The 24586-nt window shown below is 71.9% G+C and carries 22 protein-coding genes; 18 read left to right on the forward strand and 4 right to left on the reverse strand.

Going from position 1 to position 24586, the window contains the following annotated elements; genetic code table 11:
* Nucleotides 1-66: 66 nt before the first annotated feature.
* Nucleotides 67-561: an inorganic diphosphatase gene (locus tag ACTWQC_RS12530; protein ID WP_443315767.1), complete on the reverse strand. Its 495-nt coding sequence runs from the start codon at nucleotides 559-561 to the stop codon at nucleotides 67-69.
* Nucleotides 562-647: 86 nt separating this feature from the next.
* On the opposite strand from ACTWQC_RS12530, the gene dacB reads away from it, so the two are divergent.
* From dacB to folE, 6 genes are all read left to right on the forward strand, one after another.
* A complete protein-coding gene (gene dacB, locus ACTWQC_RS12535; protein WP_443315697.1) occupies nucleotides 648-2156 on the forward strand; it encodes a D-alanyl-D-alanine carboxypeptidase/D-alanyl-D-alanine endopeptidase in 1509 nt (502 codons plus the stop codon).
* Between the two features lie 450 nt (nucleotides 2157-2606).
* Entirely contained in the window at nucleotides 2607-3746 is a 1140-nt protein-coding gene (locus ACTWQC_RS12540; RefSeq protein ID WP_443315698.1) for a zinc-dependent metalloprotease, read from the forward strand.
* A gap of 236 nt (nucleotides 3747-3982) precedes the next feature.
* Nucleotides 3983-5059 (forward strand): tRNA lysidine(34) synthetase TilS, encoded by a 1077-nt coding sequence (tilS, locus tag ACTWQC_RS12545; protein ID WP_443315699.1) that lies wholly within the window; start codon nucleotides 3983-3985, stop codon nucleotides 5057-5059.
* Between the two features lie 98 nt (nucleotides 5060-5157).
* Nucleotides 5158-5697, forward strand: a complete 540-nt coding sequence (gene hpt / locus ACTWQC_RS12550; RefSeq protein WP_443315768.1) for a hypoxanthine phosphoribosyltransferase — start codon at nucleotides 5158-5160, stop codon at nucleotides 5695-5697.
* 247 nt (nucleotides 5698-5944) lie between these two features.
* Nucleotides 5945-7978 (forward strand): ATP-dependent zinc metalloprotease FtsH, encoded by a 2034-nt coding sequence (gene ftsH / locus ACTWQC_RS12555; protein ID WP_443315700.1) that lies wholly within the window; start codon nucleotides 5945-5947, stop codon nucleotides 7976-7978.
* Between the two features lie 127 nt (nucleotides 7979-8105).
* Nucleotides 8106-8711 carry a GTP cyclohydrolase I FolE gene (folE, locus tag ACTWQC_RS12560; RefSeq protein WP_443315701.1) on the forward strand — a complete coding sequence of 202 codons (606 nt, stop codon included), beginning with the start codon at nucleotides 8106-8108 and terminating at the stop codon, nucleotides 8709-8711.
* Here the strand turns inward: folE and ACTWQC_RS12565 are convergent.
* On the reverse strand, nucleotides 8698-9813 hold the full coding sequence (locus ACTWQC_RS12565) for an alpha/beta hydrolase (protein WP_443315702.1): 1116 nt from the start codon (nucleotides 9811-9813) through the stop codon (nucleotides 8698-8700). The genes folE and ACTWQC_RS12565 overlap by 14 nt on opposite strands.
* Before the next feature lie 194 nt (nucleotides 9814-10007).
* Here ACTWQC_RS12565 and ACTWQC_RS12570 point away from each other — a divergent pair, with 194 nt between their 5' ends.
* The 6 genes from ACTWQC_RS12570 to ACTWQC_RS12595 all read left to right on the forward strand — a co-directional run bounded on the left by ACTWQC_RS12570 (nucleotide 10008) and on the right by ACTWQC_RS12595 (nucleotide 15251).
* Nucleotides 10008-11942, forward strand: a complete 1935-nt coding sequence (locus tag ACTWQC_RS12570; protein WP_443315703.1) for a phosphatidylglycerol lysyltransferase domain-containing protein — start codon at nucleotides 10008-10010, stop codon at nucleotides 11940-11942.
* A gap of 69 nt (nucleotides 11943-12011) precedes the next feature.
* On the forward strand, nucleotides 12012-12866 hold the full coding sequence (gene folP / locus ACTWQC_RS12575) for a dihydropteroate synthase (protein WP_443315704.1): 855 nt from the start codon (nucleotides 12012-12014) through the stop codon (nucleotides 12864-12866).
* A 123-nt stretch (nucleotides 12867-12989) separates the two neighbouring features.
* Entirely contained in the window at nucleotides 12990-13436 is a 447-nt protein-coding gene (locus ACTWQC_RS12580; protein WP_443315705.1) for a nuclear transport factor 2 family protein, read from the forward strand.
* Nucleotides 13437-13709: 273 nt separating this feature from the next.
* Complete coding sequence (gene folB / locus ACTWQC_RS12585; RefSeq protein WP_443315706.1) at nucleotides 13710-14069, forward strand: dihydroneopterin aldolase; 360 nt, start codon at nucleotides 13710-13712, stop codon at nucleotides 14067-14069.
* Nucleotides 14066-14662: a 2-amino-4-hydroxy-6-hydroxymethyldihydropteridine diphosphokinase gene (gene folK / locus ACTWQC_RS12590; protein WP_443315707.1), complete on the forward strand. Its 597-nt coding sequence runs from the start codon at nucleotides 14066-14068 to the stop codon at nucleotides 14660-14662. The genes folB and folK overlap by 4 nt, the downstream gene beginning before the upstream one ends.
* A gap of 97 nt (nucleotides 14663-14759) precedes the next feature.
* A complete protein-coding gene (locus tag ACTWQC_RS12595) occupies nucleotides 14760-15251 on the forward strand; it encodes a DUF3180 domain-containing protein (protein ID WP_443315708.1) in 492 nt (163 codons plus the stop codon).
* Nucleotides 15252-16066: 815 nt separating this feature from the next.
* Here the strand turns inward: ACTWQC_RS12595 and ACTWQC_RS12600 are convergent.
* A complete protein-coding gene (locus ACTWQC_RS12600; protein WP_443315709.1) occupies nucleotides 16067-17329 on the reverse strand; it encodes an ABC transporter ATP-binding protein in 1263 nt (420 codons plus the stop codon).
* 139 nt (nucleotides 17330-17468) lie between these two features.
* Here ACTWQC_RS12600 and ACTWQC_RS12605 point away from each other — a divergent pair, with 139 nt between their 5' ends.
* The 4 genes from ACTWQC_RS12605 (at nucleotide 17469) to ACTWQC_RS12620 (ending at nucleotide 21263) form a co-directional block, all read left to right on the forward strand.
* Nucleotides 17469-18158 carry an ABC transporter permease gene (locus ACTWQC_RS12605; protein ID WP_443315710.1) on the forward strand — a complete coding sequence of 230 codons (690 nt, stop codon included), beginning with the start codon at nucleotides 17469-17471 and terminating at the stop codon, nucleotides 18156-18158.
* 3 nt (nucleotides 18159-18161) lie between these two features.
* Entirely contained in the window at nucleotides 18162-18869 is a 708-nt protein-coding gene (locus tag ACTWQC_RS12610; RefSeq protein WP_443315711.1) for an ABC transporter permease, read from the forward strand.
* Nucleotides 18870-18896: 27 nt separating this feature from the next.
* Nucleotides 18897-19883, forward strand: a complete 987-nt coding sequence (locus ACTWQC_RS12615) for an ABC transporter substrate-binding protein (protein ID WP_443315712.1) — start codon at nucleotides 18897-18899, stop codon at nucleotides 19881-19883.
* 75 nt (nucleotides 19884-19958) lie between these two features.
* Nucleotides 19959-21263: a hypothetical protein gene (locus ACTWQC_RS12620; RefSeq protein ID WP_443315713.1), complete on the forward strand. Its 1305-nt coding sequence runs from the start codon at nucleotides 19959-19961 to the stop codon at nucleotides 21261-21263.
* An 83-nt stretch (nucleotides 21264-21346) separates the two neighbouring features.
* Here the strand turns inward: ACTWQC_RS12620 and ACTWQC_RS12625 are convergent, their stop codons facing one another.
* Complete coding sequence (locus ACTWQC_RS12625) at nucleotides 21347-22489, reverse strand: NADH-quinone oxidoreductase subunit D (protein ID WP_443315714.1); 1143 nt, start codon at nucleotides 22487-22489, stop codon at nucleotides 21347-21349.
* A gap of 42 nt (nucleotides 22490-22531) precedes the next feature.
* On the opposite strand from ACTWQC_RS12625, the gene ACTWQC_RS12630 reads away from it, so the two are divergent.
* Together ACTWQC_RS12630 and ACTWQC_RS12635 are read left to right on the forward strand one after the other, a co-directional pair.
* The gene (locus ACTWQC_RS12630; RefSeq protein ID WP_443315715.1) at nucleotides 22532-23113 is read left to right on the forward strand and encodes a PH domain-containing protein; all 582 of its coding nucleotides are present in this window, start codon (nucleotides 22532-22534) and stop codon (nucleotides 23111-23113) included.
* Nucleotides 23110-24504 (forward strand): PH domain-containing protein, encoded by a 1395-nt coding sequence (locus ACTWQC_RS12635; RefSeq protein WP_443315716.1) that lies wholly within the window; start codon nucleotides 23110-23112, stop codon nucleotides 24502-24504. Before ACTWQC_RS12630 ends, ACTWQC_RS12635 begins: the two co-directional genes overlap by 4 nt.
* Nucleotides 24505-24586: the final 82 nt, after the last annotated feature.

Below are 24586 nucleotides of genomic sequence, written 5' to 3' on the forward strand. Positions count from 1 at the left end.
GGGTGCGCCGCCCGCCCGCGGGAAAAGAAAACCGCTGCTCAGCGACTCAGCGCCGACGGCAGCGACTCAGTGCTGACCGCCCTGGGCCTCGAGCCGCTTCACGGAGGCCTCGATCTCGGCCTCGGCCTCGGCCCGGCCCACCCAGGTCGCGCCCTCCACGGACTTACCGGGCTCCAGGTCCTTGTAGACCTCGAAGAAGTGCTGGATCTCCAGGCGGTCGAACTCCGACACGTGGTGAATGTCCCTCAGGTGCTCGACGCGCGGGTCGGACGCCGGCACGCACAGCACCTTGTCGTCGCCGCCCGCCTCGTCCGTCATCCGGAACATGCCGATCGCCCGGCACTTGATCAGGCACCCGGGGAACGTCGGTTCGTCGAGAATGACCAGCGCGTCCAGCGGGTCGCCGTCCTCACCCAGCGTGTTCTCCACGAAGCCGTAGTCGGCGGGGTAGCTGGTCGATGTGAAGAGTCGACGGTCCAGGCGGATGCGACCGCTCTCGTGGTCCACCTCGTACTTGTTCCGCGAACCCTTCGGGATCTCGATGGTGACGTCGAACTCCACGGGTGGCTCCTCCATGATCAGCACATACTTCGGGTGATTAAGTGTCCCTCACGCGTGTGTGTGGTGGCGAAAGGGGCTGGTCCGAGGTGCCCGAGGCCAGATCGTGGCAGTTCAGTTGGGCCGTCGAACGGTGGCGGGCGGTACCGGCGTGGCATCTGCCCGTCGTATCCGCCCTGGTCGGACTGGCCGTCGCGGGCGGTGCGGTGACGGCGGCGGGTCCCTGGGACTCAGGCCAGCGTACGGCCGAGCGGGAGCGGGCAGCGGCTTCGGGCCGGACGGGTGGCGAGGATCACGGCGAGGGGCGGGGCGGGCGCTCCGGCAGGGCGGCAGCGGGCGACGCACCGCGCGCGACCGCAGTGCTCGCCGCGCTCGGCGCCGCCGCCCCGGCGCAGTCCCCCGATCCCGTGCCGCCGCCCACCAGGGCCGGGCTCGCCGACGCCCTCGCGCCCCTCCTGAAGGACCCGGCGCTCGGCCCGCTCCGTACGGCGTCCGTCGTCGACGCCACGACCGGCAAGCAGCTCTACGGCTCGGGCGCGGGCACCGCCTCCGTACCGGCCTCCACCATCAAGATCGCCACCGCCGCGGCCGCACTCGACGCGCTCGGTCCCGACCACCGCATCGAGACGACCGTGGTCGAAGGAGGCGGCGACGACGAGATCGTCCTGGTCGGCGGCGGCGACCCGACGCTCACGGCCCGCGAGGGACAGGGCCCGGACGGGCCCGCCGGCCTGCGCACTCTCGCCGACGAGACCGTACGCGCCCTGAAGGACCGTGGCCGGCAGAAGGCCGAGCTCGCGTACGACACCTCCCGCTACGCCGGGCCTGCGATGCACGCCATCGGGCCCAACCCGAACATCGCGCCCGTCAGCCCGCTCATGGCCGACGAGGGCCGCCTCGACGACAGCGACAGCGGCCCCGCCCCGCGCTCCGCCGACCCGGCGGCGGACGCGGCCCGGACGTTCGCCGAGCTGCTGCGCGAGCGGGGCGTCGACACCGAGGGCGACCCGCACCTCACGGCCGCGCCCCCGCGGTCCGAGCGGCTCGCCGCCGTACGGTCGCAGCCCCTGTCGGCGCTGGTCGAGCGCATGCTCACGGTCAGCGACAACGACATCGCCGAGGCCCTGGCCCGGCAGACCGCGATCGCCGAGCGCGAACCGGTGACCTTCGAGGGCGCGGAGCGGGCCGTGACGGCCCGGCTGAAGAAGCTCGACCTGCCGCTCGAGGGCGCACGCTTCGCGGACGGCAGCGGCCTCAGCCGCGACGACAGGGTCTCCGCGGGCCTCCTCGCCCAGCTGCTCGTACGGGCCGCGGACCCGGACCGGCCGGAACTGCGGCCCGTCCTCACGGGGCTGCCGGTGGCGGGCTTCAGCGGCACGCTGCGCAGCCGGTACGCGGACGCGCCGGCGGGCACGGGCATGGTCCGCGCCAAGACCGGCACGCTCACCGGTGTGAACACGCTGGCCGGGACGGTCGTCGACGCGGACGGCCGCCTGCTCGCCTTCGCGTTCATGACGTCGAAGTCCGGCGACGGCAGGGCGGCCCAGTCGGCTCTCGACCGCCTGGCGTCGGCGGTCGCCAACTGCGGCTGCCGCTGACCTCGCCGGCCGGGCCGCTCCGCGGTCCCCCCGCCCCCGGTTGGCATCCCCGCCCACCCGTTCCTTGGGACCCAGACCTCCCGCGGAGAACGGACCACGAGCCCCTCGGCCGTCGTCCGGTGGTCTCCGAGGCCTGCGCTACCGCCGACCTAGCCGACGGGGCCATTCCGCGCCGCGATGCCCCGTCCTCCGGCCGGGATGCCGCCCACCGGCCGCCCGCCCCTCCGGACCCGGACCTCCCGCGGAGGGAGGGGGCCCACAGCCCCTCACCCGCCGTCCTGCCCCGCCCCACGAGCCGCCCCCGGGCCCGCGAACAGGTGGGGCCGCCCCCCGGGCCCCGCGAACAGATGGGCGAGTGGGCACCGAACCCGCCCGTCCGAGGGTGGGGCTCCGGGGCAGGGCTAAGGGCAGGCCTCACCGGAAGGGCGTTTCAGCACGTACCGTGAATTCATGACGAGCATCGGTGGTGCGGAGATGGTCGACTGGAATCTCGCGGTGGCGACCGCGACCCGGCTCGTGCGGCCGGGTCCCGAGGTGAGCCGCGACGAGGCGCGGGCCGTCGTCGCCGAGCTGCGCCGGCACGCCAAGTCGTCCGAAGAGCACGTGCGGTCGTTCACGCGTCTGGCGGAGCCGGGGGCCGTCGGCGGACATGACACGCCGGTCCTGGTCGTCGACAGAACCGGGTGGATCAGGGCCAACGTCGCCGGGTTCCGCGAGGTCCTCAGGCCGCTGCTCGAGAAGATGCAGGAGCGCCGCGGCAACACCCCCGGCGGAGCCGTCCTCGGTGCTGTCGGCGGCAAGGTCACCGGCGTCGAGCTGGGGATGCTGCTGTCCTTCCTCGCCTCCCGGGTCCTGGGCCAGTACGAGACGTTCGCCCCGGCCACCCGCGAGCTCCCCGCAGGCGAGAACGGCGCCGGGCGGCTGCTCCTCGTGGCTCCCAACATCGTCCACGTCGAGCGCGAACTCGACGTCCAGCCGCACGACTTCCGGCTCTGGGTGTGCCTCCACGAGGAGACCCACCGCACCCAGTTCAGCGCCGTCCCCTGGCTGCGCGACCACATCGAGGGCGAGATCCAGTCCTTCCTCGACGAAACCGAGATCGACCCGTCCACCCTCCTCGAGCGGCTGCGCGAGGCCGCCCAGTCGCTCACCGGCAACCGCCCCGACAGCCCGGAGGACGGCGCAGGACGCAGCATCGTCGAGCTGGTCCAGACGCCCGCGCAGCGCGAGATCCTGGCCCGCCTCACCGCCGTGATGTCGCTGCTCGAAGGCCACGCGGACTACGTGATGGACGGCGTCGGCCCCCAGGTCGTACCGTCCGTCGCCGAGATCCGCGAGAAGTTCCAGAGGCGCCGGGCCAGCGGCGCGGGCCGGCTCGACCAGGCGCTGCGCAAGCTGCTCGGCCTCGACGCCAAGCTGCGGCAGTACCGGGACGGCGAGCGGTTCGTACGGGCCGTCGTGGACGAGGTCGGCATGGGCGGCTTCAACCGCGTGTGGACCTCTCCCAACACGCTCCCGACCAAGGCGGAGATCTCCAAACCGGCGGACTGGATCGCGCGGGTGCACCGCAAGACCGACGGGGCACCGTAGGGCAGAGTCGCGAAAGGGGCGCGTTCGAAGGCCGAAGATGGCAGAAGTACGCCCCACCAGTCACCCGTCCGAGGGACCCTGGGGCAAGGATTAGGCGTGCGATGCTCGGGGAACGGCTCGCCTCTGTCACCATCTATCTACTCAGTGTGATGAAAGCCGTGACTGACAAGTCGTCACCGACACGCCGTGGCTGAGCCCTTGCGGCCCGCCACCGGCCTCGAGGAAGTGAACCGGACATGGGTCCCCATCCAGCGGTCGCAGCGATACGCCTGGCAGTCCGCCGCGTCCTGCACGACGTGCTCAACGACGTTCTGAACGGCGTCGACACCCCACGAACTCCGCCCGCCGCCTCCCCGCGCCCGCTCGTCCTCGTCGCCTGCAGCGGTGGCGCCGATTCCATGGCGCTCGCCTCCGCCCTCGCCTTCGAAGCCCCCAAGCTGGACATCCGCGCCGGCGGCATCACCATCGACCACGGTCTTCAGCCCGGCTCCGCCCAGCGCGCGGCCGAGGTCGCCGAGCGCCTGCGCGCCATGAACCTCGACCCCGTGGAGACGACCGCCGTCCGCGTCGGACGTCAGGGCGGCCCCGAGGCCGCCGCCCGCGACGCCCGTTACGCCGCCCTCGACGAGGCCGCGGAGCGGCTCGGCGCCGCCGCCGTGCTGCTCGGCCACACCCGCGACGACCAAGCTGAAACCGTCCTGCTGGGCCTGGCCCGCGGCTCCGGAACCCGCTCCCTGTCCGGGATGGCCGCCGTCTCCGGCACCCGCGGCCGCTACCGCCGCCCCTTCCTCCACCTCGACCGCCAGACCGCCCGCAAGGCCTGCCTCGTCCAGTGCCTCCCGGTCTGGGACGATCCGCACAACTCCGACCCGGCCTACCTCCGCTCCCGGCTGCGCCACGAAGGCCTGCCCGCCCTGGAGAAGTCCCTGGGCAAGGGCGTCATCGAAGCCCTCGCCCGCACCGCCCAGCTCTCCCGCGACGACGCCGACGCGCTCGACGCCTGGGCCGCCGACGCCGAGCAGTTCGTACGGGTGGACGCCGCCGTGGGCGGGGAGAGCGGCAGCGCCGCCCTGGACGCCGCCAAGCTCCACGCCCTCCCGCCCGCCGTCCGGCGCCGCGTGCTGCGCCGTGCCGCCATCGCCGCGGGCTCTCCACCCGGATCCCTCTTCGCCAAGCACATCGAGGAAGTCGACCGGCTGATCACCGGCTGGCGCGGCCAGGGGGTCATCAACCTCCCCGGCCGGGTCGAGGTGCACCGCCGGTGTGGCAGTCTGGTGATTCGGCGACGCGACGAGGCCGCCGCCGAGCACTGAGCCGAGACCTTCGGCCGCACCGGGCCCGTACGGACCTCCGAGCCGTGCGTCCGGCTGCACCGGAACAACCGAGAGTGGCGCGGGTGGACGACAAGGACATGGGCACCGACCTCCAGTCGGTGCTCATCACCAAGGAAGAGATCGACGCGAAACTGGCCGAGCTGGCCGCGAAGATCGACGCGGAGTACGCGGGCAAGGACCTGCTCATCATCGGTGTCCTCAAGGGCGCGGTGATGGTGATGGCGGACCTGGCGCGCGCCCTGTCCAACCCCGTCACGATGGACTGGATGGCGGTGTCCTCGTACGGCGCGGGCACCAAGTCCTCCGGCGTCGTGCGGATCCTCAAGGACCTCGACACCGACATCGCCGGCAAGGACGTGCTGATCGTCGAGGACATCATCGACTCCGGCCTGACGCTGTCCTGGCTGCTGTCGAATCTCAGCTCGCGCGGACCGGCCTCGCTGAACGTCTGCACGCTGCTGCGCAAGCCCGAGGCCGCCAAGGTCGCCATCGATGTGAAATATGTCGGTTTCGACATCCCCAACGAGTTCGTGGTCGGCTACGGCCTCGACTACGCGGAGAAGTACCGGAACCTGCCCTTCGTGGGCACGCTCGCACCACACGTCTACGGCGGCTGACCGGGCGTCCCGCCCCCCACCCCGGCGGCGGTAATGGGCGGGAACGTCTCGCGGTCTTCCGCCGTTGGAGCATGGGAAGACGGTTTTGTTAACCGTGCGGGGCGGCGTCGGGTGACAATGCTGGGGTACGGTCCGAAGGTCGGACTCGCAATAGGTCGGGTAATACACCGCACGCACAGACGGTTCCAGCCGGAGCTGTCGTGCCTCACTGTGGCAGGAGGGACGGGGTGCAAGGCACCCCGTATGGATGGACGTGAAGCGCTACTTCCGTGGGCCGGTCATGTGGATCGTGCTGGCCGTCCTCGCCGTGGTCGTGTTGATGCAGGTCGTCGGCTCGTCCGGCGGCTACAAGACGGTGGACACCGGCCAGGTCGTCAAGGCCATCGCCGACAACAAGGTCCAGTCCGCCGAGCTGACGACCGGCGACGAAAACAAGATCAAGGTCGAACTCAAGGACGGCACCAAGGTCGAGGGCAGCAGCAAGCTGCAGGCCAGCTACATCGGTGACCAGGGCGCCCAGCTCGCCCAGGACCTGCAGGCCAAGACCAACGACGGAGACCGGGACACGCTGCCCGACGGCTACACGGTGTCGCCGTCCAAGCAGAACCCCTTCGTCGGCGTTCTGCTCTCACTGCTGCCGTTCGTCCTCATCGTCGTCGTCTTCCTGTTCCTGATGAACCAGATGCAGGGCGGCGGCTCCCGGGTGATGAACTTCGGGAAGTCCAAGGCCAAGCTCATCACCAAGGACACCCCGAAGACGACCTTCTCCGACGTGGCCGGCTCCGACGAGGCGGTGGAGGAGCTCCAGGAGATCAAGGAGTTCCTGCAGGAACCCGCGAAGTTCCAGGCCGTCGGCGCCAAGATCCCCAAGGGTGTGCTGCTGTACGGCCCGCCCGGCACCGGCAAGACGCTGCTCGCGCGCGCCGTCGCGGGCGAGGCGGGCGTCCCGTTCTACTCGATCTCCGGCTCCGACTTCGTCGAGATGTTCGTCGGTGTCGGTGCGTCCCGGGTCCGCGACCTGTTCGAGCAGGCCAAGGCCAACGCCCCGGCGATCGTCTTCGTCGACGAGATCGACGCCGTCGGCCGGCACCGCGGTGCGGGTCTCGGCGGCGGCCACGACGAGCGAGAGCAGACGCTGAACCAGCTGCTCGTCGAGATGGACGGCTTCGACGTGAAGGGCGGGGTCATCCTGATCGCCGCCACCAACCGGCCCGACATCCTCGACCCCGCCCTGCTGCGCCCCGGCCGCTTCGACCGGCAGATCGCCGTCGACCGCCCGGACATGCAGGGCCGCCTGGAGATCCTCAAGGTCCACCAGAAGGGCAAGCCGGTCGCCCCCGACGTCGACCTCGGTGCGGTCGCCCGCCGTACCCCCGGCTTCACCGGTGCCGACCTCTCCAACGTCCTGAACGAGGCCGCGCTGCTCACGGCCCGCAGCGACAAGAAGCTGATCGACAACCACTTCCTGGACGAGGCGATCGACCGCGTCGTGGCCGGCCCGCAGAAGCGGACCCGGATCATGAGCGACAAGGAGAAGAAGATCACCGCGTATCACGAGGGCGGACACGCCCTGGTCGCGGCGGCCTCTCCGAACAGCGACCCGGTCCACAAGATCACCATCCTGTCCCGCGGCCGAGCGCTCGGTTACACGATGGTCCTGCCGGACGAGGACAAGTACTCCACCACGCGCAACGAGATGCTGGACCAGCTGGCGTACATGCTGGGCGGCCGAGCCGCGGAGGAGCTCGTGTTCCACGATCCGACCACGGGTGCGGCGAACGACATCGAGAAGGCGACCGCGACGGCTCGCGCGATGGTCACGCAGTACGGCATGACCGAGCGGCTCGGCGCGATCAAGTTCGGCTCCGACCAGTCCGAGCCCTTCCTCGGCCGTGAGATGGCTCACCAGCGCGACTACTCGGAGGAGGTCGCCGCGCTGGTCGACGAGGAGGTCAAGAAGCTCATCGAGGCGGCGCACAACGAGGCCTGGGAGATCCTGGTCGAGAACCGCGACGTTCTGGACAACCTGGTCCTCGCGCTGCTGGAGAAGGAGACCCTTGGCAAGGAGGAGATCGCCGAGGTCTTCTCGACGGTCGTGAAGCGCCCGCCGCGCCCGGCGTGGACCGGCTCCTCGCGCCGTACGCCCTCCACCCGCCCGCCGGTGCTCTCCCCGAAAGAGCTGACCATGGCCAACGGCGCCCAGCCGGGCTCGAGCTCGCCACCCGCCACGGTGCCGACCGAGAAGGCGGAGCGCCCGGAGGAGCCCAGCGCCGACAGCTGAGCCTGCTCAGAGCACCTGAGGCCCCACGGGCCCCGGAATGAAAGCCGCGCCCCCTCGGGTTCTAACCTGAGGGGGCGCGGCTTTCGGCCATGAGCGCCTGCACGGACGTACGAGGATCGAGGCACAGATGACCGACCCGGTGACGCTGGACGGCGAGGGCCACATCGGCGATTTCGATGAGAAGCGGGCCGAGAACGCCATTCGCGAGCTGCTCATCGCCGTCGGCGAGGACCCGGACCGGGAGGGGCTCCTCGAGACCCCGGCGCGCGTGGCGCGTGCCTACAAGGAGATGTTCAGCGGCCTCCGCCAGGCTCCGGAGGACGTCCTGACGACCACGTTCGACCTCGGGCACGACGAGATGGTGCTGGTCAAGGACATCGAGGTGTACAGCACCTGCGAGCACCACCTGGTGCCGTTCCACGGGGTCGCTCATGTTGGCTACATCCCGTCCACGGACGGCAAGATCACGGGACTGTCGAAGCTCGCCCGGCTCGTGGACGTCTACGCCCGCCGCCCCCAGGTGCAGGAGCGGATGACGACGCAGATCGCCGACTCGCTCATGCAGATCCTGGAGCCGCGTGGCGTGATCGTGGTGGTCGAGTGCGAGCATCTGTGCATGTCGATGCGCGGCATACGGAAGCCGGGTGCGAAGACCACGACCTCCGCCGTGCGGGGCCAGCTGCGTGACCCCGCCACACGCTCCGAGGCCATGAGCCTCATCATGGCGCGCTGAGGCGCTTCGACAGCCAGTCCAGGGCCGGCGGGACCTCGCGGTTCCAGGTGTTGAGGTTGTGTCCGCCGCTGTCGAGGATGATCGACGAGACGCGCAGCGGGGGTTTCGCCTTGGCGATGAAGGCGCGGGTGTCCCGGTAGTTGGTCTCGCCCTTCTTGCTGCTGGCCAGGAGGACGGACGCCGGAGGCATGGGGCGGTGGTCGAGCCGCCACAGCATGTCGTTCTCCCGTTCGTACTGTGTGCTGCCGCCGAAGAGGTCGCCGGTGGTCGGGTCCTGCGGGGCCTTGTACGTGCCGGAGAGGCCGGCGCCGGCCGAGAACGCCTGGGGGTTGCGCATGGTCAGTTTGACCGCGCAGTAGCCGCCGGTGGAGTTGCCGATCACGCCCCAGCTGCGCGCCTGCTCGCCCACCCGGTAATGGGAGGCGACTGCGGCGCGCATGTCCCTGGTGAAGAAGGACTCGGCCTGCGGGCCGCCGGGAACGTCCACGCACTCCGTGTCGCGCGGCGGCGCGACGGTCGGCCGCATCATGATCAGGATGGTGGGGCGCATGGTTCCCGCGGCGATGTGGCGGGTCGCGGTCTGCGGGTACTTCAGGCGCGTGATCAGGTTCTCGGCCGTGCCGGGGTAGCCGGTGAGGACGAGGGCGGCCGGGAACTGCGTACGGGCGTACTGCTTCTGGAAGTACTGCGGCGGCAGGTAGACGTACGCGGGCGCCGCTATCCCCGTGCGAGCGCCGTTGATCTGGACCTTGTCGATCCGGCCCGCGCGCTTCGGGCTGCCGCCGCCCGGGGTGCCGACGCTCTGCGTCCCGACCACCCTGAGCTGCTTCGAGGGGCCCTCGCCGTGCTCCACGACGACGCCCATGTCCTGGTCGGTGCCGAGCAGATCGGCCCACGAGGCGTAGAAGCCGAAGTAGAAATTGGCCGAAAGACCCCCGGCGGCGAGGATCGAGAGCTGGGTCGCCAGCAGCACGCCGATCCGTCCGAGCACCGCGGGCGCGCTGCGGCGGGCCAGCCGCGGCCACAGCCACACGGTCAGCGCGAACAGTAAAACCGCCGCCACGACGGCGAGCAGCAGGACTTTCTTGCTGGTAAGACCCATGGCCGGCTTCCTGTGCGGGCGACCCGGCGCCGTCCGTGTCGCGGTGGAGGTGGTGCCACCGCTTCCCGGCTCATGGACACATGGAGTCCGGCAGGCGCAACCCGGGCCCGGGAATCGGCGTCCTAGAGGGCGCAAATTTGTCCGGATGGCGCGAGCAGCCGCCGCAATATTTCCCGACGGAGCCACGCGAAGCGATGTCTGTCACGGTAGATGGTGAAAAGTCCGATGCGGTTCCGGTGCGGCAGGGGCGGCTGCGCCGCCCGCTGCGCGCACCGCGTCCCGAGAAGGTGCCGGGCCGGGTCGGCACCGCCTGCACCTTCGTAGGCCTGCTGGACATCGCCGCCGGGGTCTTCCCGCGCTTCCGGCACAGCCGGATGCACGCCTTCGCCGAGGTGCTGCCCGGCGCGCTCGGCCCGTTCGCCGCCGCCCTCGCGATCTCCGCGGGCATGCTGCTCCTGCTCCTCGCGCACGGCCTCAAGCGCCGCAAGCGGCGCGCCTGGACGGCTGCCGTCGTGCTGCTGCCCGCGGGCGCGGTGGCACAGTTCCTCTACCGGCACTCCCTCCTCGGCGCGCTGCTCTCCCTCGCGCTCCTCGCGCTGCTGCTGCGCCACCGCGGCGAGTTCGCCGCCCTCCCCGACCCGCGCAGCCGCTGGAAGGCGCCGGCCAACTTCGTCCTGCTCGGCTCGGCATGCATCGGCCTCGGCATGGTCATCGTCAGCTCGCACCCGCGCAGAGTCGTCGGGGAACCCGGGTTCGCCGACCGGCTGCAGCACGTGCTGTACGGGCTCGTGGGCCTGGAGGGCCCGGTCGGCTACACGGGCCGGGTGTCCTGGACCGTCGGCTACTCGCTCGGCGCGCTCGGTCTGCTGACCGCCATCACCACCATCTACCTCGCGCTGCGCCCCGAGACCCCGGCCGCGCGGCTCACGGACGACGACGAGGCCCGGCTGCGCGAGCTGCTGGCGCGGCACGGCGGGCGCGACTCGCTCGGCCACTTCGCGCTGCGCCGCGACAAGGGCGTCGTCTTCTCGCCGAGCGGCAAGGCCGCCGTCTGCTACCGCGTCGTATCCGGCGTCATGCTCGCCAGCGGCGACCCGATCGGCGACGTCGAGGCGTGGCCCGGGGCGATCGAGCGGTTCATGGAGCAGGCGCGGCTGCACTCGTGGACCCCGGCGGTCATGGGCTGCAGCGAGACCGGTGGCCAGGTATGGACCCGCGAGACCGGTCTGGACGCGCTGGAGCTGGGCGACGAGGCCGTGGTGGACGTACCGGACTTCACGCTGTCCGGGCGCGCCATGCGGAACGTACGGCAGATGGTGAAGCGGATCGAGCGGAACGGCTACGAGACGCGGGTGCGGCGGGTGTCCGACCTGTGCGCCGAGGAGCTGGAGCGGGTCCGGCGGGCGGCGGCGGACTGGCGTGGGACCGACACCGAGCGCGGCTTCTCGATGGCGCTCGGGCGGATCGGGGACCCGGCGGACGGCGACTGCGTGATCGCCACGGCGCACAAGGCGGACGACGGCGGGGAGCAGTCCGGCGGGCTCTCCGGCGAGCACGCGGGCGGGCACGCCGGCGGACACGCGGGCGTGCACTCCCGCGGTCACTCCAGCCCGTACGGCGACGTGAAGGCCGTACTCCACTTCGTGCCGTGGGGGCCGGACGGGATGTCGCTGGACCTGATGCGGCGCGACCGCTCGGCGGATCCCGGCATGAACGAACTGCTGATCGTGGCCGCGCTGCAGGCCGCGCCGAAGCTCGGGGTGCAGCGGGTGTCGCTGAACTTCGCGATGTTCCGCGCTGCGCTGGCGCGCGGCGAGCGGCTCGGCGCGGGGCCGGTGCTGCGCGGGTGGCGCGGGCTGCTGGTCTTTCTCTCGCGCTGGTTCCAGATCGAGTCGCTCTACAAGTTCAACGCGAAGTTCCGGCCCCGGTGGGAGCCGCGGTTCCTGGTCTTCGGGAACACCCGTGACCTGCCGCGCATCGGCTTCGCCGCGATGCAGGCGGAGGGCTTCGTCACGCTGGGCCTGCCGCGCCCGTTCGCCCGCGGTTCGGCCGCCCGCCCCTGCGCTCACGCGCACCTCGGCGCCGTGGCCCCGGCCCACAAGCCGGAACGAGAGCCTCAGGTGGCGTAGATCGCCGTAGACCCGTCCGGCCCGCAACCCACTCGCCGAAGCTGCGTCGTCGCGGCCTAGGCTGGGGGCATGAGCACGTTGCGCGGGCGGGTGACCGGTCTTCCGGAGTGGGACCGCTGTGCGGTGATGGGCGTGGTCAATGTCACGCCCGATTCCTTCTCGGACGGCGGCCGCTGGTTCGACACCGGCGCGGCGGTCAAGCGCGGGCTGGATCTGGCCGCCACCGGGGCCGATCTGGTGGACGTCGGCGGCGAGTCGACGCGCCCGGGGGCCACGCGGGTGGACGAGGACGAGGAGCTGCGCCGGGTGATCCCGGTCGTGCGCGGCCTGGCCGCCGAGGGCGTCGTCGTGTCCGTGGACACCATGCGCGCCTCGGTCGCCGAGCAGGCGGTAGCGGCCGGGGCGGTGCTGGTCAACGATGTGAGCGGAGGGCTCGCGGACCCGGCGATGGTGCCGGTGGTGGCCGCGGCGGGGGTGCCGTTCGTGGTCATGCACTGGCGCGGGTTCAGCGAGGAGATGAACAGCCGGGCCGTCTACGGGGACGTGGTCGCGGAGGTCCTGGACGAGCTGCGGGCCCGTATGGACGCCGTGGTCGAGGGGGGCGTCGACCCGGAGCGGATCGTGGTCGACCCGGGACTCGGCTTCGCCAAGCAGGCCGAGCACGACCTGGCGCTGGTCGCCCACCTGCGGGAACTGCACGGCCTGGGCAGGCCGCTGCTGGTGGCCGCCTCGCGGAAGCGGTTCCTGGGGCGGGTGCTGGCCGGGGGAGACGGCAGCCCCCCGCCGGCCCGCGAGCGGGACGCGGCGACGGCCGCCGTCTCGGCCATCGCGGCGCGCGAGGGCGCCTGGGCGGTACGGGTGCACGAGGTGCGGCCGACGGCGGATGCGGTGCGCGTGGCGCGCGCGGTGGAGGGGGCGCTGTGACAGCTGTTCGCTACGCGTACGAGGGGATGGCGTGAGCGACGCACGCGAGGCCGCCGCCCCGCAGACGACGACGATGGCCGCACCTCTGCGCCGAGCGGGCGGAGAAGCGAACGGGGGGATGCTGTGAGCGCGGCCCGCACGGACCGCGAGCAGGTCGAGCTGGCCAACACGGCCCTCTACGAGGCCATGGAGCAGGGCGACTTCGAGGCCGTGTCCGGGATGTGGCTGGACGGCGACGTCAGCTGTGTGCACCCGGGGTGGCCGGTGCTGCGCGGTCACAGCGAGGTTCTGCGCTCGTACGCCCTGATCATGGCGAACACCGACTACATCCAGTTCTTCCTGACCGATGTCGAGGTCGCGGTCGAGGACGACACGGCGCTGGTGACCTGCACCGAGAACATCCTCAGCGGCGGGCCCGCGGAGGAGGACGGCGCCCTGGGCCCGCTCGTGGGGCAGCTGGTCGTCGCGACGAATGTGTTCCGGCGCACAGCGGATGGCTGGAAGGTGTGGTCTCATCACGGCTCACCCGTACTCGCTGACAACCAGGACGAGGAGGACGGCGAGAGCTGATCGTCAGCGTCGGCGGGGGCGTCAGCGCGGGCGTCAGCGCCGTGCCCGGGCCCACTCGTTCGAGCCGAGGGAGAGCCGGGTAGGGGTGGGAGGCAGGGCGGTGGGGTAAGCGCAGGCCGAGCCGCACGGCGGCCGGGGGAACCCGTGTCCGCAGCCCCCGTACGTGAGCGCCGTCCGTGCTCGCAGGTAGATTCGAAACGAGTGGCACCCGGGCGCTGCCCCGGTGCGCGCCGAAGGCACCCGAAGACAAGACGACCAGCAGGAGTGATTCGCGTGGACCGTGTCGCGCTGCGCGGCCTGAAGGCCCGGGGTCACCACGGGGTGTTCCCGCGGGAGCGCGAGGAGGGCCAGACCTTCATCGTGGACCTGGTGCTGGGCCTGGACACCCGCCCCGCGGCGGCCGACGACGACCTCGCGAAGACCGTGCACTACGGGGTGGTGGCGGAGGAGGTCGTGGACCTCGTGCAGGGGGAGCCGGTGGATCTGATCGAGACGCTGGCGGAGCGGATCGCCCAGCAGTGTCTGAAGCACGAGGCGGTGCGGGAGGTCGAGGTCGTCGTGCACAAGCCGGACGCCCCGATCACCGTGCCGTTCGACGACGTGACCATCACCATCACCCGGAGCCGAGTATGAGCACCAGCAGCGACCCGACCGTGCAGCCCGTGCCCGCCTCGGTGGTCCAGCAGGTGGACGCGGCCGACGTCACGTTGAGCAACCCCAAACGGGCGGTGATCGCGCTGGGCAGCAACCTGGGCAACCGCCTGGAGACGCTGCAGGGTGCGGTCGACGCGCTGGAGGACACCCCGGGGCTGCGGGTCAAGGCGGTCTCGCCGGTCTACGAGACGCAGCCGTCGGGCGTGGAGCCGGGTTCGCAGCCGACGTATTTCAACGCCGTGGTGCTGGTCAAGACGACGCTGCCGCCGTCCGCGCTGCTCGAGCGGGGGCACGCGATCGAGGAGGCCTTCGAGCGGGTGCGGGACGAGCGCTGGGGGCCGCGGACCCTCGACGTCGACATCGTGGCGTACCAGGATGTGGTCTCCCACGACCCGGTGCTGACCCTGCCGCACCCGCGGGCCCATGAGCGGGCCTTCGTGCTGGTGCCGTGGTACGACGTCGACCCGGAGGCCGTGGTTCCGGGGCGCGGCGCGGTCACCGAGCTGCTGGCGGCGGTGGGGCGCACGGGCGTGGAACCGCGCGCGGACCTGGAACTCCGGCTGCCCGAGTAGTCGTTAGGCTCCCGGGTAGGGGCCGCGGGCGGGCGGGCACGGTCGGGCTCTGTCGGGCTCAATTGGGCTCGGGCGCCATCGCGAGGAGAGAGAGCCAGTGAAGCAGCTGCGGGTCAGGGTCCTGTTCGGGCTGTTCGCCGTGGCCGGGGTGCTGTCCTGGGCCGGTGCGCGCCTTTGGGACACCTTCGGCACGCTGCCCAGGGTTCCGGTGGCGGCCCCGATCGTGCTGGGGGCGATCGCGGCCGTGCTGGCCGCGACCGCGCTGTCGCTGCGCGCGCGGCTGAAGGCGCAGCGGGAGCGGCGGCCCGGCGCGAAGGGCGTGGATCCGCTGGTGGCCGCCCGGGCTGTGGTCTTCGGGCAGGCGAGCGCGCTGGTGGCGGCGCTGGTGGCGGGGATGTACGGCGGGGCGTTCGTCTTTCTGCTGCTCGACGGCCTGGACGCCGGGCCGCGGCGCGACCAGGCGATCTACGCGGGCCTGTCGGTGGTTGCGGGGATCGCGGTGGTGATCGCGGCGCTGTTCCTGGAGCGCGTCTGCAAACTCCCGGAGGACGAGGACAAGGACGAGCCGGAGGGCGCCGCGCCGGCATAGCCGTCGCTGGGCGGGCGGCTGCGCGATAGCCGTCGCTGGGCGGGCGGCTGCGCGATGGGCCCTCGCTGGGCGGGCGGCTGCGCGATAGCGTCGCCGGGCGGGCCGCTCCTCGCCTGCTACCTTGCTGCCGCCGCTGCGCGCCTGCGACCCTGCTGCCGCCGCTGTGCGGCGGGCACCTCCCCGCCCGCCTGCCCGCCCTTTGAAGGGGCTCTGCCCCTTCAACCCCCGCTGCCTGTCTCCCCGCGCCGCAGGAAAACGGGCAGCGAGTCGGGCAGAAGACGGGGCGGCCGCGAAGAAATCCCGCCTCAGGCGACGGACGAGTCCCGCAGAGGCGACGCCTGTCCGGCGGGGGGCGAAGTGGGCAGGGCGGGACGATTTTCCTGCGCGTCAGCGGAGTACCCGGCGCTGGGCGGCCAGCCCGGTTAGGGCGGTCCCGTGGTGTCGGCTCCCCGCCTGGTCCGCGGCCTGTCCGGTAGGCGGCGAAATGGGCAGTGGGGCTGGCGTGTCAGTGGAATACGCGGCGCGGGAGCGGCTGCCCGGCAGGGATGGCCTGCCCGACAGGGGGAGTAGCCAGTGGGGGTGGATTTCCGGTGCGTCAACGGAACACGGGCGCGGAGCTGCCTGCCCGGCAGGGCGGATCGCGGCCTTGGTGGTCTGTCCGGGGGGGCGGGCCCGCAGCGTCGGCGGGCTGTCCGATAGGGGTGGAATGGGCAGTTGAGGGTGGTTTTTCTGGCGCGTCGGCGGGATGCGTGGCGCGGAGTTGACCGCCCGGTGGGGGCGGAGGTCGCAGCGCGGAGTGGCCCGCCCGGCGGGGGTTACGCTCCGGCCACCGTCTCGAGGTCGACGTCCTCGCGGGCGATGGCGTTGGCGTCCGCGTCGATGGATCGGCGAAGGGCCTCGTGGAGGCGAGCCGGGGTGAGGACGCCGAGGAAGCGGTCGCCTTCGACGACCGCGATCCAGCCCGCGTCGTGCTGGAGCATCGTGCTGAACGCCTGCTTCAGGGTGGCGCCGAGCGGCAGCCAGGCCTCCATGCGGCGGGCGTGCTCCCGCACCGTGCCCACCGCCCTGCCGGAGCTTCCGGAACTCCCCGAGCTTCCGGAACCCCCCGAGCCTCCGGGACTCCCCGAGCTTCCGGAACCCCCCGAGCCTCCGGAACCCCCCGCGCTTCCCGACGTCGCCGCGTCCAGCGAGATCCAGCCGTGCAGGTTCCCGGAGTCGTCCAGGACGACCGCCCAGCGTGCGCCCTCGTCGGTCAGCCGGGCCGCGGCCTTCGGGAGCGGGTCGTCGAGGTGGACGACCGGCGGCTGTTCGAGGTCGCCCTTCTCGATCGCGGTCACGGACAGCCGCTTGAGGCCGCGGTCCGCTCCGACGAAGTCGGCGACGTACGGCGTGGCGGGCGCGCCCAGGACGGCCGCGGGCGGGTCGAACTGCTCGATGCGCCCGTCCCCGTAGACGGCGATGCGGTCCCCGAGCCGTACCGCCTCCTCGATGTCGTGGGTGACGAAGAGGACGGTCTTGCGGACCTGGGACTGCAACCGCAGGAACTCGCTCTGGAGGCGCTCGCGCACGACCGGGTCGACGGCGCCGAAGGGCTCGTCCATGAGCAGTACGGGCGGGTCGGCGGCGAGCGCGCGGGCGACGCCGACGCGCTGGCGCTGGCCGCCGGAGAGCTGGTCGGGGTAGCGGCCGCCGTATACGGACGGGTCGAGGCCGACCAGGTCGAGCAGTTCGGCCGCGCGGTCGCGGGCCTTCCTGCGGTGCCAGCCGAGGAGGTGCGGCACCGTGGCGGTGTTGTCGAGGACGGTCTTGTGCGGGAAGAGGCCGACCTGCTGGATGACATAGCCGATACGGCGCCGCAGCTCCACCGGGTCGATGGCCGAAATGTCCTCACCCTCCAGGAAAATCCGGCCGGAGGTCGGCTCGATGAGCCGGTTCACCATCTTCATCGTGGTGGTCTTGCCGCAGCCGGAGGGTCCGACGAGCGTGACCAACTCGCCTTCCGCGACCTCGAAGGACAGGTCGTCCACGGCGGTCGTGCCGTCGGCGTAGCGCTTGGTGACGTGGTCGAAGCGGATCATGGCACCCCATTGTGGCTGGTCCCGGGCCGGGATTTATGAAGAGCGTATTGCCGCGGTATGGCGATCTTCACCGATTGTCAGTCCTTGGAGATAGGGTCGCCAGGCATTGGAACGAGCAGGCCGGGGGAGGTGGAGGGGCATGGGTGAGCGGGGCTGCCTGAGGGCGAACGACTGGATCTGCGGCGAGTACGTCAGCAGCCGGAGCCAGGAGTTGGTGGACGCCACGGTCGAGCATGTCGGGATCACGTCCGCCTCGGTCGCCATCGGCCTGCTGGTCGCCTTCCCGCTGGCGCTGCTCGCCCGGCGGCGCGGCGCCTTCGCCGGGCCCGTGCTCGGCCTGACCTCCGTGCTCTACACCGTGCCGTCGCTCGCCATGTTCTCGCTGCTGATGCCCCTGTTCGGGGTCTCGGTCTCCGTGGTGGTCACAGGGCTCGTGCTCTACTCGCTGACGGTCCTGGTGCGGAACATCCTGGCCGGACTCGACGCGGTGCCCGATGAGGCCAGGGAGGCGGCCCGCGGGATGGGTTACGGGCCGATACGCCTGTTGTTCGAGGTCGAACTGCCGCTCTCGCTGCCCGCGCTGCTCGGGGGCGTGCGCATCGCCGCGGTGTCCACGATCGCCCTCACCACGGTCGGCGCGATCGTCGGCTACGGCGGTCTGGGCACGCTCATCCTGGAAGGCCTCGACAGCAACTTCAAGGCGCAGGTGCTCACCGCCTCCGTCATCTGCGTGGTGCTCGCGGTGGCCGCGGACGTGCTGCTGCTCGCCGTACAGCGGGTGCTCACGCCATGGACCCGGGGCCGGGTGCGCGCGGGAAAGGGGGCCTGACGGATGGGCGCGATCGCGGATTCCTGGACATGGCTGACCACGGGCGCCAACTGGGCGGGGGAGAACGGGGTGTGGCACCGGCTGGCCGAGCACCTGTACTTCAGCTCGGTGTGCCTGCTGCTGGCCTGCGCGATCGCGCTGCCGATCGCGCTGTATCTGGGGCACATCGGGCGGGGCGGCGCGCTCGCCGTCAACCTCTCCAACGTGGGGCGGGCGGTTCCGACTCTGGCCGTGCTGGTGCTGCTGACACTCACCCCGCTCGGTAAACAGGGCGACCTGCCGACGATCATCGCGCTGGTGCTGTTCGCCGTGCCGCCGCTGCTGACCAACGCCTACATCGGGATGCGGGAGGTGGACGCGGCGGTGGTGGAGGCGGCCCGCGGGATGGGCATGTCGGGGCGCCAGCTGTTCCTCCGGGTCGAACTCCCCCTCGCCTACCCGCTGATCATGACCGGTCTGCGGTCCGCCGCTGTCCAGGTCGTCGCCACCGCGACGCTCGCCGCGATGGCCGGAGAGGGCGGTCTCGGCCGGATCATCACGAACGGCTTCAACACGTACAACACCCCGCAGGTGGTGGCCGGAGCGGTGCTCGTGGCCGCACTGGCGCTGCTCGTCGAAGCCGTGCTCGTCGCCGCCGGGCGACTCCTGGACCCCATGCGGCGGCGTACTGCCGCGGCAGCCCCTGCCAGGGCAGTGGCCACGGCAGTGTGAGAAACGATCGGTTGGATGGTGATTCCCATGAGCAGGACCCCGCGCGCGAGGCGTGGAGTACGGGCGGCGGGCGCGGCTCTGGCCGCCGTCGCGCTGGCGGCCACGGCTGCCGGGTGCGGTGGCGAGAGCCTGGAGGAGAAGGACAGCAGCTCGGACACGGGCAGCGGTGGGGGCAAGAAGGGCTCCTTGGTGATCGGTTCGGCCGGCTTCACCGAGTCCGCGCTCCTGGCCGAGCTGTACTCCCAACTGCTGGAGGACGACGGCTACGGCACGGAGATCAAGACCCTGAAGAACCGTGAGCTGTACGAACCGGCGCTGGAGAAGGGCCAGATCGACGTCGTACCGGAATACGCCGCCACGCTCGCCGAATTCCTCAACACGAAGAAGAACGGGCCGAAGGCGGAGCCGGTCGCGTCCAGCGATGTGGACAAGACCGTCGAGGCGCTGAAGAAGCTCGCCGAGCCGAAGGGACTGAAGGTCCTCCCCGCCGGTGAGGCCGTCAATCAGAACGCCTTTGCCGTGACCAAGGAATTCGCCACCGAGCACCACCTCAAAACCCTCTCGGACCTGGGGAAGTCGAAGCAGAAGATCAAAATCGCGGCGGGCGACGAGTGCGACCTCCGGCCGTTCTGCCGGCCGGGGCTCGAGAAGACGTACGGCATCGACATCACCGAGATCGACCCCAAGGGCGTCGGCACGCCGCAGGCCAAGCAGGCGGTCAAGGACGGCACCGACCAGCTGGTGCTCACCACCACGACCGACGCGACGCTCGAGGACTTCGGCCTGGTGCTCCTCGAGGACGACAAGGGCCTGCAGAACGCCGACAACGTACTGCCCGTGGTGAACGCGAAGGACGCGGGCGACAAGGGCGTCGAGGCGGCTCTCGGCAAGCTCACGAAGGTCCTGACGACCGACGACCTGATCCAGCTGAACCGGAAGATCGACGCGGAGCGGCAGAAGCCCGCGGATGTGGCGAAGGAGTACTTGGAGTCCAAGCGATTGCTGAAGGGGTAGCGGCAACGCAACCGGCGGAAAACAGATTGGCTGCTGCCTCCCCACGCGTACCGCACGCACGGTAAGTTTCTGGCCATGCCACGTGGACGTCACCGCCATTCGCCGCCCCTGCACAGGCTTCTTCCCCCTTCGGCGGTCGCCGGCGCGTCAGTCGCCTGCGCCTCCGGTGCCTGGCTGCTCGGCGATCCCGTGGCGCTCCGTGTGCTGGTGGCGGCCGCTGCCGCCGCCGCTGTCACCGGCGCGGTCCTGATGCGTTCCTGGGACCGCGCCGCGGGCAAGCGCGTCGCCGAGCTCACCCGGGCCCGCCGCAGCGACGAGTGGCGCGCCGAGGAGCGGATAGCCGAAGTCGAGGGCGACCTCGAGGAGTCGCGCGAGATGCGTGCCGCCCTCGAGGCCAAGCTGCGCGCCAAGCGCACCGAGCTCTCCCGGCTGCGCAACGAGCACGCCGAACTGCTGCGCCGGTACGCGACCGCCGAGACCGAGCGGGCGAGCGCGCTGGAAGGCCGCAGGCTGCTCGCGCTGGAGGCGGCGGCCCCGGCCAAGGAGCTGACCGCGGCGTCCGCCAACGGCCTCCTCGACGCCAACGGCGCCCCGACTCCCGGCGCGTACGCCAAGGCCGACCGGGCGCTCACCGAACTGATCCGCAACGGCGCCCGCCAGCACGCGAAGCGGACGGTCGAAGCCGCCCGCCGCCGCGACCTCGCCGAGCGGGAGCGGGAGCAGGAGCGCGCGGGGGAGGAGCAGGCACAGGGGAAGCACGCGGCGGCCACCGGGGAGGGCACCGGGTTCCGTTCGGCCGCCGACTCCGCCGGCTCAGCCAATTCCCCCCATTCCGCTGACTCCGTCGACACCGCTGACGCCGCTGCCCATTCCGCCGACGCCCCTGCCGGCTCCGCCGGGGCCGAGGCCGATGCCGATGCCGGGACCGAAACCGACGACGCGGCGGGGTCAGACGACGACGGCCGCAAAGTGCCGGTGGCCGCCGCGGTCGTGCCGTACGCGCCGCTGCGCCGCCCGACGTCCCGCGTCGAAGGGGGCTTCGACTTCTTCGGCGCCAAGTCCGGGGGCCGCAAGCGCCCGGAGCGGCCCGCCCTGGCCTCGGCACAGCGGCCCGAGCTGGCGGCGGCCCCGTCGCCATCGCCGGTCCCGGCGGAATCCGACGAGGACTTGGCGGCCGGGGATTTGGCGGCCGGGGACTCGGCGGCCGAGAACGTGGTAGCCGAGGACCTGGCGGGGGAGGACCTGGCGGACGTCGTCGGTGCCGAGGCGCTGGCCGCCGCCCGCGAGGAGGAAGCCGACGGGGGCGAGGTCATCGACCTCACCGAGCACGACGAGACCGAGCAGATCGACGTACGGGAGCTGCGCGCCCACTCGTCCTGAAGGGCGGTGGCTGTCCGGCTGTCCGGCTATCGGGCTGTTCGGTGAACAGCGTGAATGACCCCGCTATTTGGTGAAGAGTCCGGTTACTTGTCGATGTCGCCCACGACGAAGAACATCGAGCCGAGGATCGCGACCATGTCCGCGACCAGCGTCCCCGGCAGCAGCACCGTCAGCGCCTGGATGTTGTTGTACGACGCCGAGCGCAGCTTCAGCCGGTATGGCGTCTTCTCGCCCTTGGACACCAGGTAGTAGCCGTTGAGCCCGAGCGGGTTCTCGGTCCACGCGTACGTGTGCCCCTCCGGCGCCTTCAGCACCTTCGGCAGCCGCTGGTTGACCGGCCCCTGCGGCAGTTCCTCGAGCCGGTCGAGGCACGCGTCCGCCAGCTCGAGTGAGTTGTGCGTCTGGTCCAGCAGGCACTCGAAGCGGGCCAGGCAGTCGCCCTCGGTCCTGGTGACCACCTTCAGGACGTCCCGCAGCTCCCCGTACGCGAGATACGGCTCGTCGCGCCGCAGGTCGAAGTCGACGCCCGAGGCGCGGGCGATCGGCCCGCTCACGCCGTACGCGTGCACCGCCCCGGCCGCCAGTACGCCGACGCCGCGCGTGCGGCCGCGGAAGATCTCGTTGCCGAGCACCAGCCGGTCGTACACGTCCATCCGCGAGCGCACCTCGGCCACCGCGGCCCGCGCCCGGCCGAGCCAGCCCGCGGGGAGGTCCTCCTTCAGCCCGCCGACCCGGTTGAACATGTAGTGCATCCGGCCGCCGGAGATCTCCTCCATGACGTGCTGGAGATCCTCGCGCTCCCGGAACGAGTAGAAGATCGGGGTGATTCCGCCCAGTTCGAGGGGGTACGAGCCGAGGAACATCAGGTGGTTGAGCACCCGGTTCAGCTCGGCGAGCAGCGTCCGCATCCAGACGGCGCGCTCGGGCACCTCCATGCCCAGCATCCGCTCGACGGCGAGCACGACGCCCAGTTCGTTGGAGAAGGCCGACAGCCAGTCGTGGCGGTTGGCGAGCACGATGATCTGGCGGTAGTCGCGGGCCTCGAAGAGCTTCTCCGCGCCCCGGTGCATATAGCCGACCACCGGCTCCGCGTGCTGGATCCGCTCGCCGTCCAGCACGATCCGCAGCCGCAGCACGCCGTGCGTGGACGGGTGCTGGGGCCCGATGTTGAGCACCATGTCCGTGCTCTCCGCCGCACCGCCGATCCCGACTGTCGTCTCCGTCATGAGGACAGTCTCGCAGCTCCTTCTCCCGCTTACGCTGGTGGCATGGACACGGGGATAGGGCAGGGCGCCGGGGCGGGGCGGCAGGACGCCGGGGCGGGACGACGAGAGGCCGCTGAATCGGGGCCGGATGCCGCTGAACCGGACCCGGGAGCGGACGCCGCTACCGTCTGGACGGGCCTGCCGGGGGGACTGCTGCGCATGCGGCGGCTGCTGCTCGTGAGTACGCTGCCACCGCTCGCCGTGGCAGCAGCGGCCGTGCTGTGGCCGCTCGCCGGTCCCGGCTGGGCCGCGGCGGCCGCGCTCCCGCTGCTCGCGCTCACCGGCTGGGGCTGGTGGATGACCGGCCGCAACTGGCGCTCCTGGCGGTACGCCGAGCGCGCCGACGACCTGCTGCTCAGCCGCGGAGTGCTGTGGCAGGAGCTGACGGTGGTGCCGTACGGGCGGATGCAGCTCGTCGAGGTGACCTCGGGGCCGCTCGAGCGGCGCTTCGGCCTCGCGAGCGTCCAGCTGCACACGGCGGCCGCCGCGAGCGACGCCCGTATCCCCGGCCTGCTGCCGGAGGAGGCGGCGCGGCTGCGCGAACGGCTCACCGAGCTCGGCCAGGCGCGATCGGCGGGGCTGTGACGGGGCCGGAGCCGGCGGCCATACCGTCGGACGTACCTTCGGCCGTTCCGGGGGGCGCGCCGGGTGGCGTATCGGGGGAGCCGCCGGACGCGGGGGTGGAGCGGCGGCTGCATCCGGTGACCCCGCTGCGCCGCGCCTGGGCACCGATCGCCGTGGCCGCCGGCGTCATCGTCCACGACCTCGGCCAGGCGCAGAAGTGGATCGCCGAACTGACCGTCGGCCTCGCGCTGCTGGGCCTCGCCGTGCTGATACCCGTCGCGGGCGCGTACGGCTTCCTGTCCTGGTGGTTCACGCACTTCTCGGTCACCGGCACCGAACTGCGGATCCGTACGGGGCTGGTCTTCCGGCGCACCGCGCACATCCGCCTCGACCGGCTCCAGGCCGTGGACGTCACCCAGCCGCTGCTCGCCCGCTTCCTCGGCGTCGCCAAGCTCAAGCTCGACGTCATCGGCACGGAGGACAAGGACGAGCTGGCCTTCCTGAGCGAGAAGGAGGCGCGGACGCTGCGCGCGGAGCTGCTGGCGCGGGCGGCGGGCATCGCGCCCGAGGCGGTACGGGAGGCGGGCGAGGCGCCCGTACGGCGGCTGGTGCGCGTCGAGCCGCGGGTCCTTGCGGTGTCGCTGCTGCTGATGGCGAGCACCTGGACGGCGCTGGCCGCGGCCGTCGTGGGACCGCCGGTGGTGTGGCTGGTGAGCGGCAGTCCGTGGGCCGCGATCGCGACCGCGCTGCCCTTCCTGGGCGGGGTGTGGGCGAGCAGCGGGGGCCGGTTCGTCGCCGAGTACGACTGGACGGTCGGCGAATCCCCGGACGGGCTGCGGCTCGATCACGGGCTGCTCGACCGCGAGCACGAGACCGTGCCGCCGGGGCGCGTGCAGACCGTGCGGATCGTGGAGCCGCTGCTGTGGCGGCGGCGCGGGTGGGTCCGGGTGGAGCTGGACGTTGCGGGCTCCAAGAACGACGTCCTGCTGCCGGTCGCCGAGCGGGCCGTCGCGGAACGGGTCATCGGCCGCGTCCTGCCCGGCGTCGACCTGCGCGCCGTGACGGAGGCGCTGGAGCCGCCGCCGCGGCGGGCGCGGTGGCGGGTGCCGGTGTGGTGGCGCGGGTACGGGTTCGCGGCGGACGGGCTGGTGTTCGCGGCCCGGCATGGGCTGCTGGGACGCTCGCTGTCCCTGGTCCCGCACGCGAAGGTGCAGAGTGTGCGGCGGACGCAGGGGCCGTGGGAGCGGCGGCTCGGGCTGGCGGGGGTCCACGTGGACACGGGCGCGAACAAGACGGTCACGGCGAGGCTGCGCGACGCGCCGGATGCGGCGCGCATCACCGCGTCCCAGGCGGACCACTCGCGCACGGGCCGCCGCAACTCCATCCCGGACCGCTGGCTCACCCCGGACTGACGAACCCGACGGCGGGCCTCGGGCGGGGCGTCTTCCGACCCACCACCGACCCGTGGACGGCACGGGGTCCGGACGGAGTCCG

This window comes from Streptomyces sp. 8N616 (assembly GCF_052246385.1).
Classification (GTDB): Bacteria; Actinomycetota; Actinomycetes; order Streptomycetales; family Streptomycetaceae; genus Streptomyces.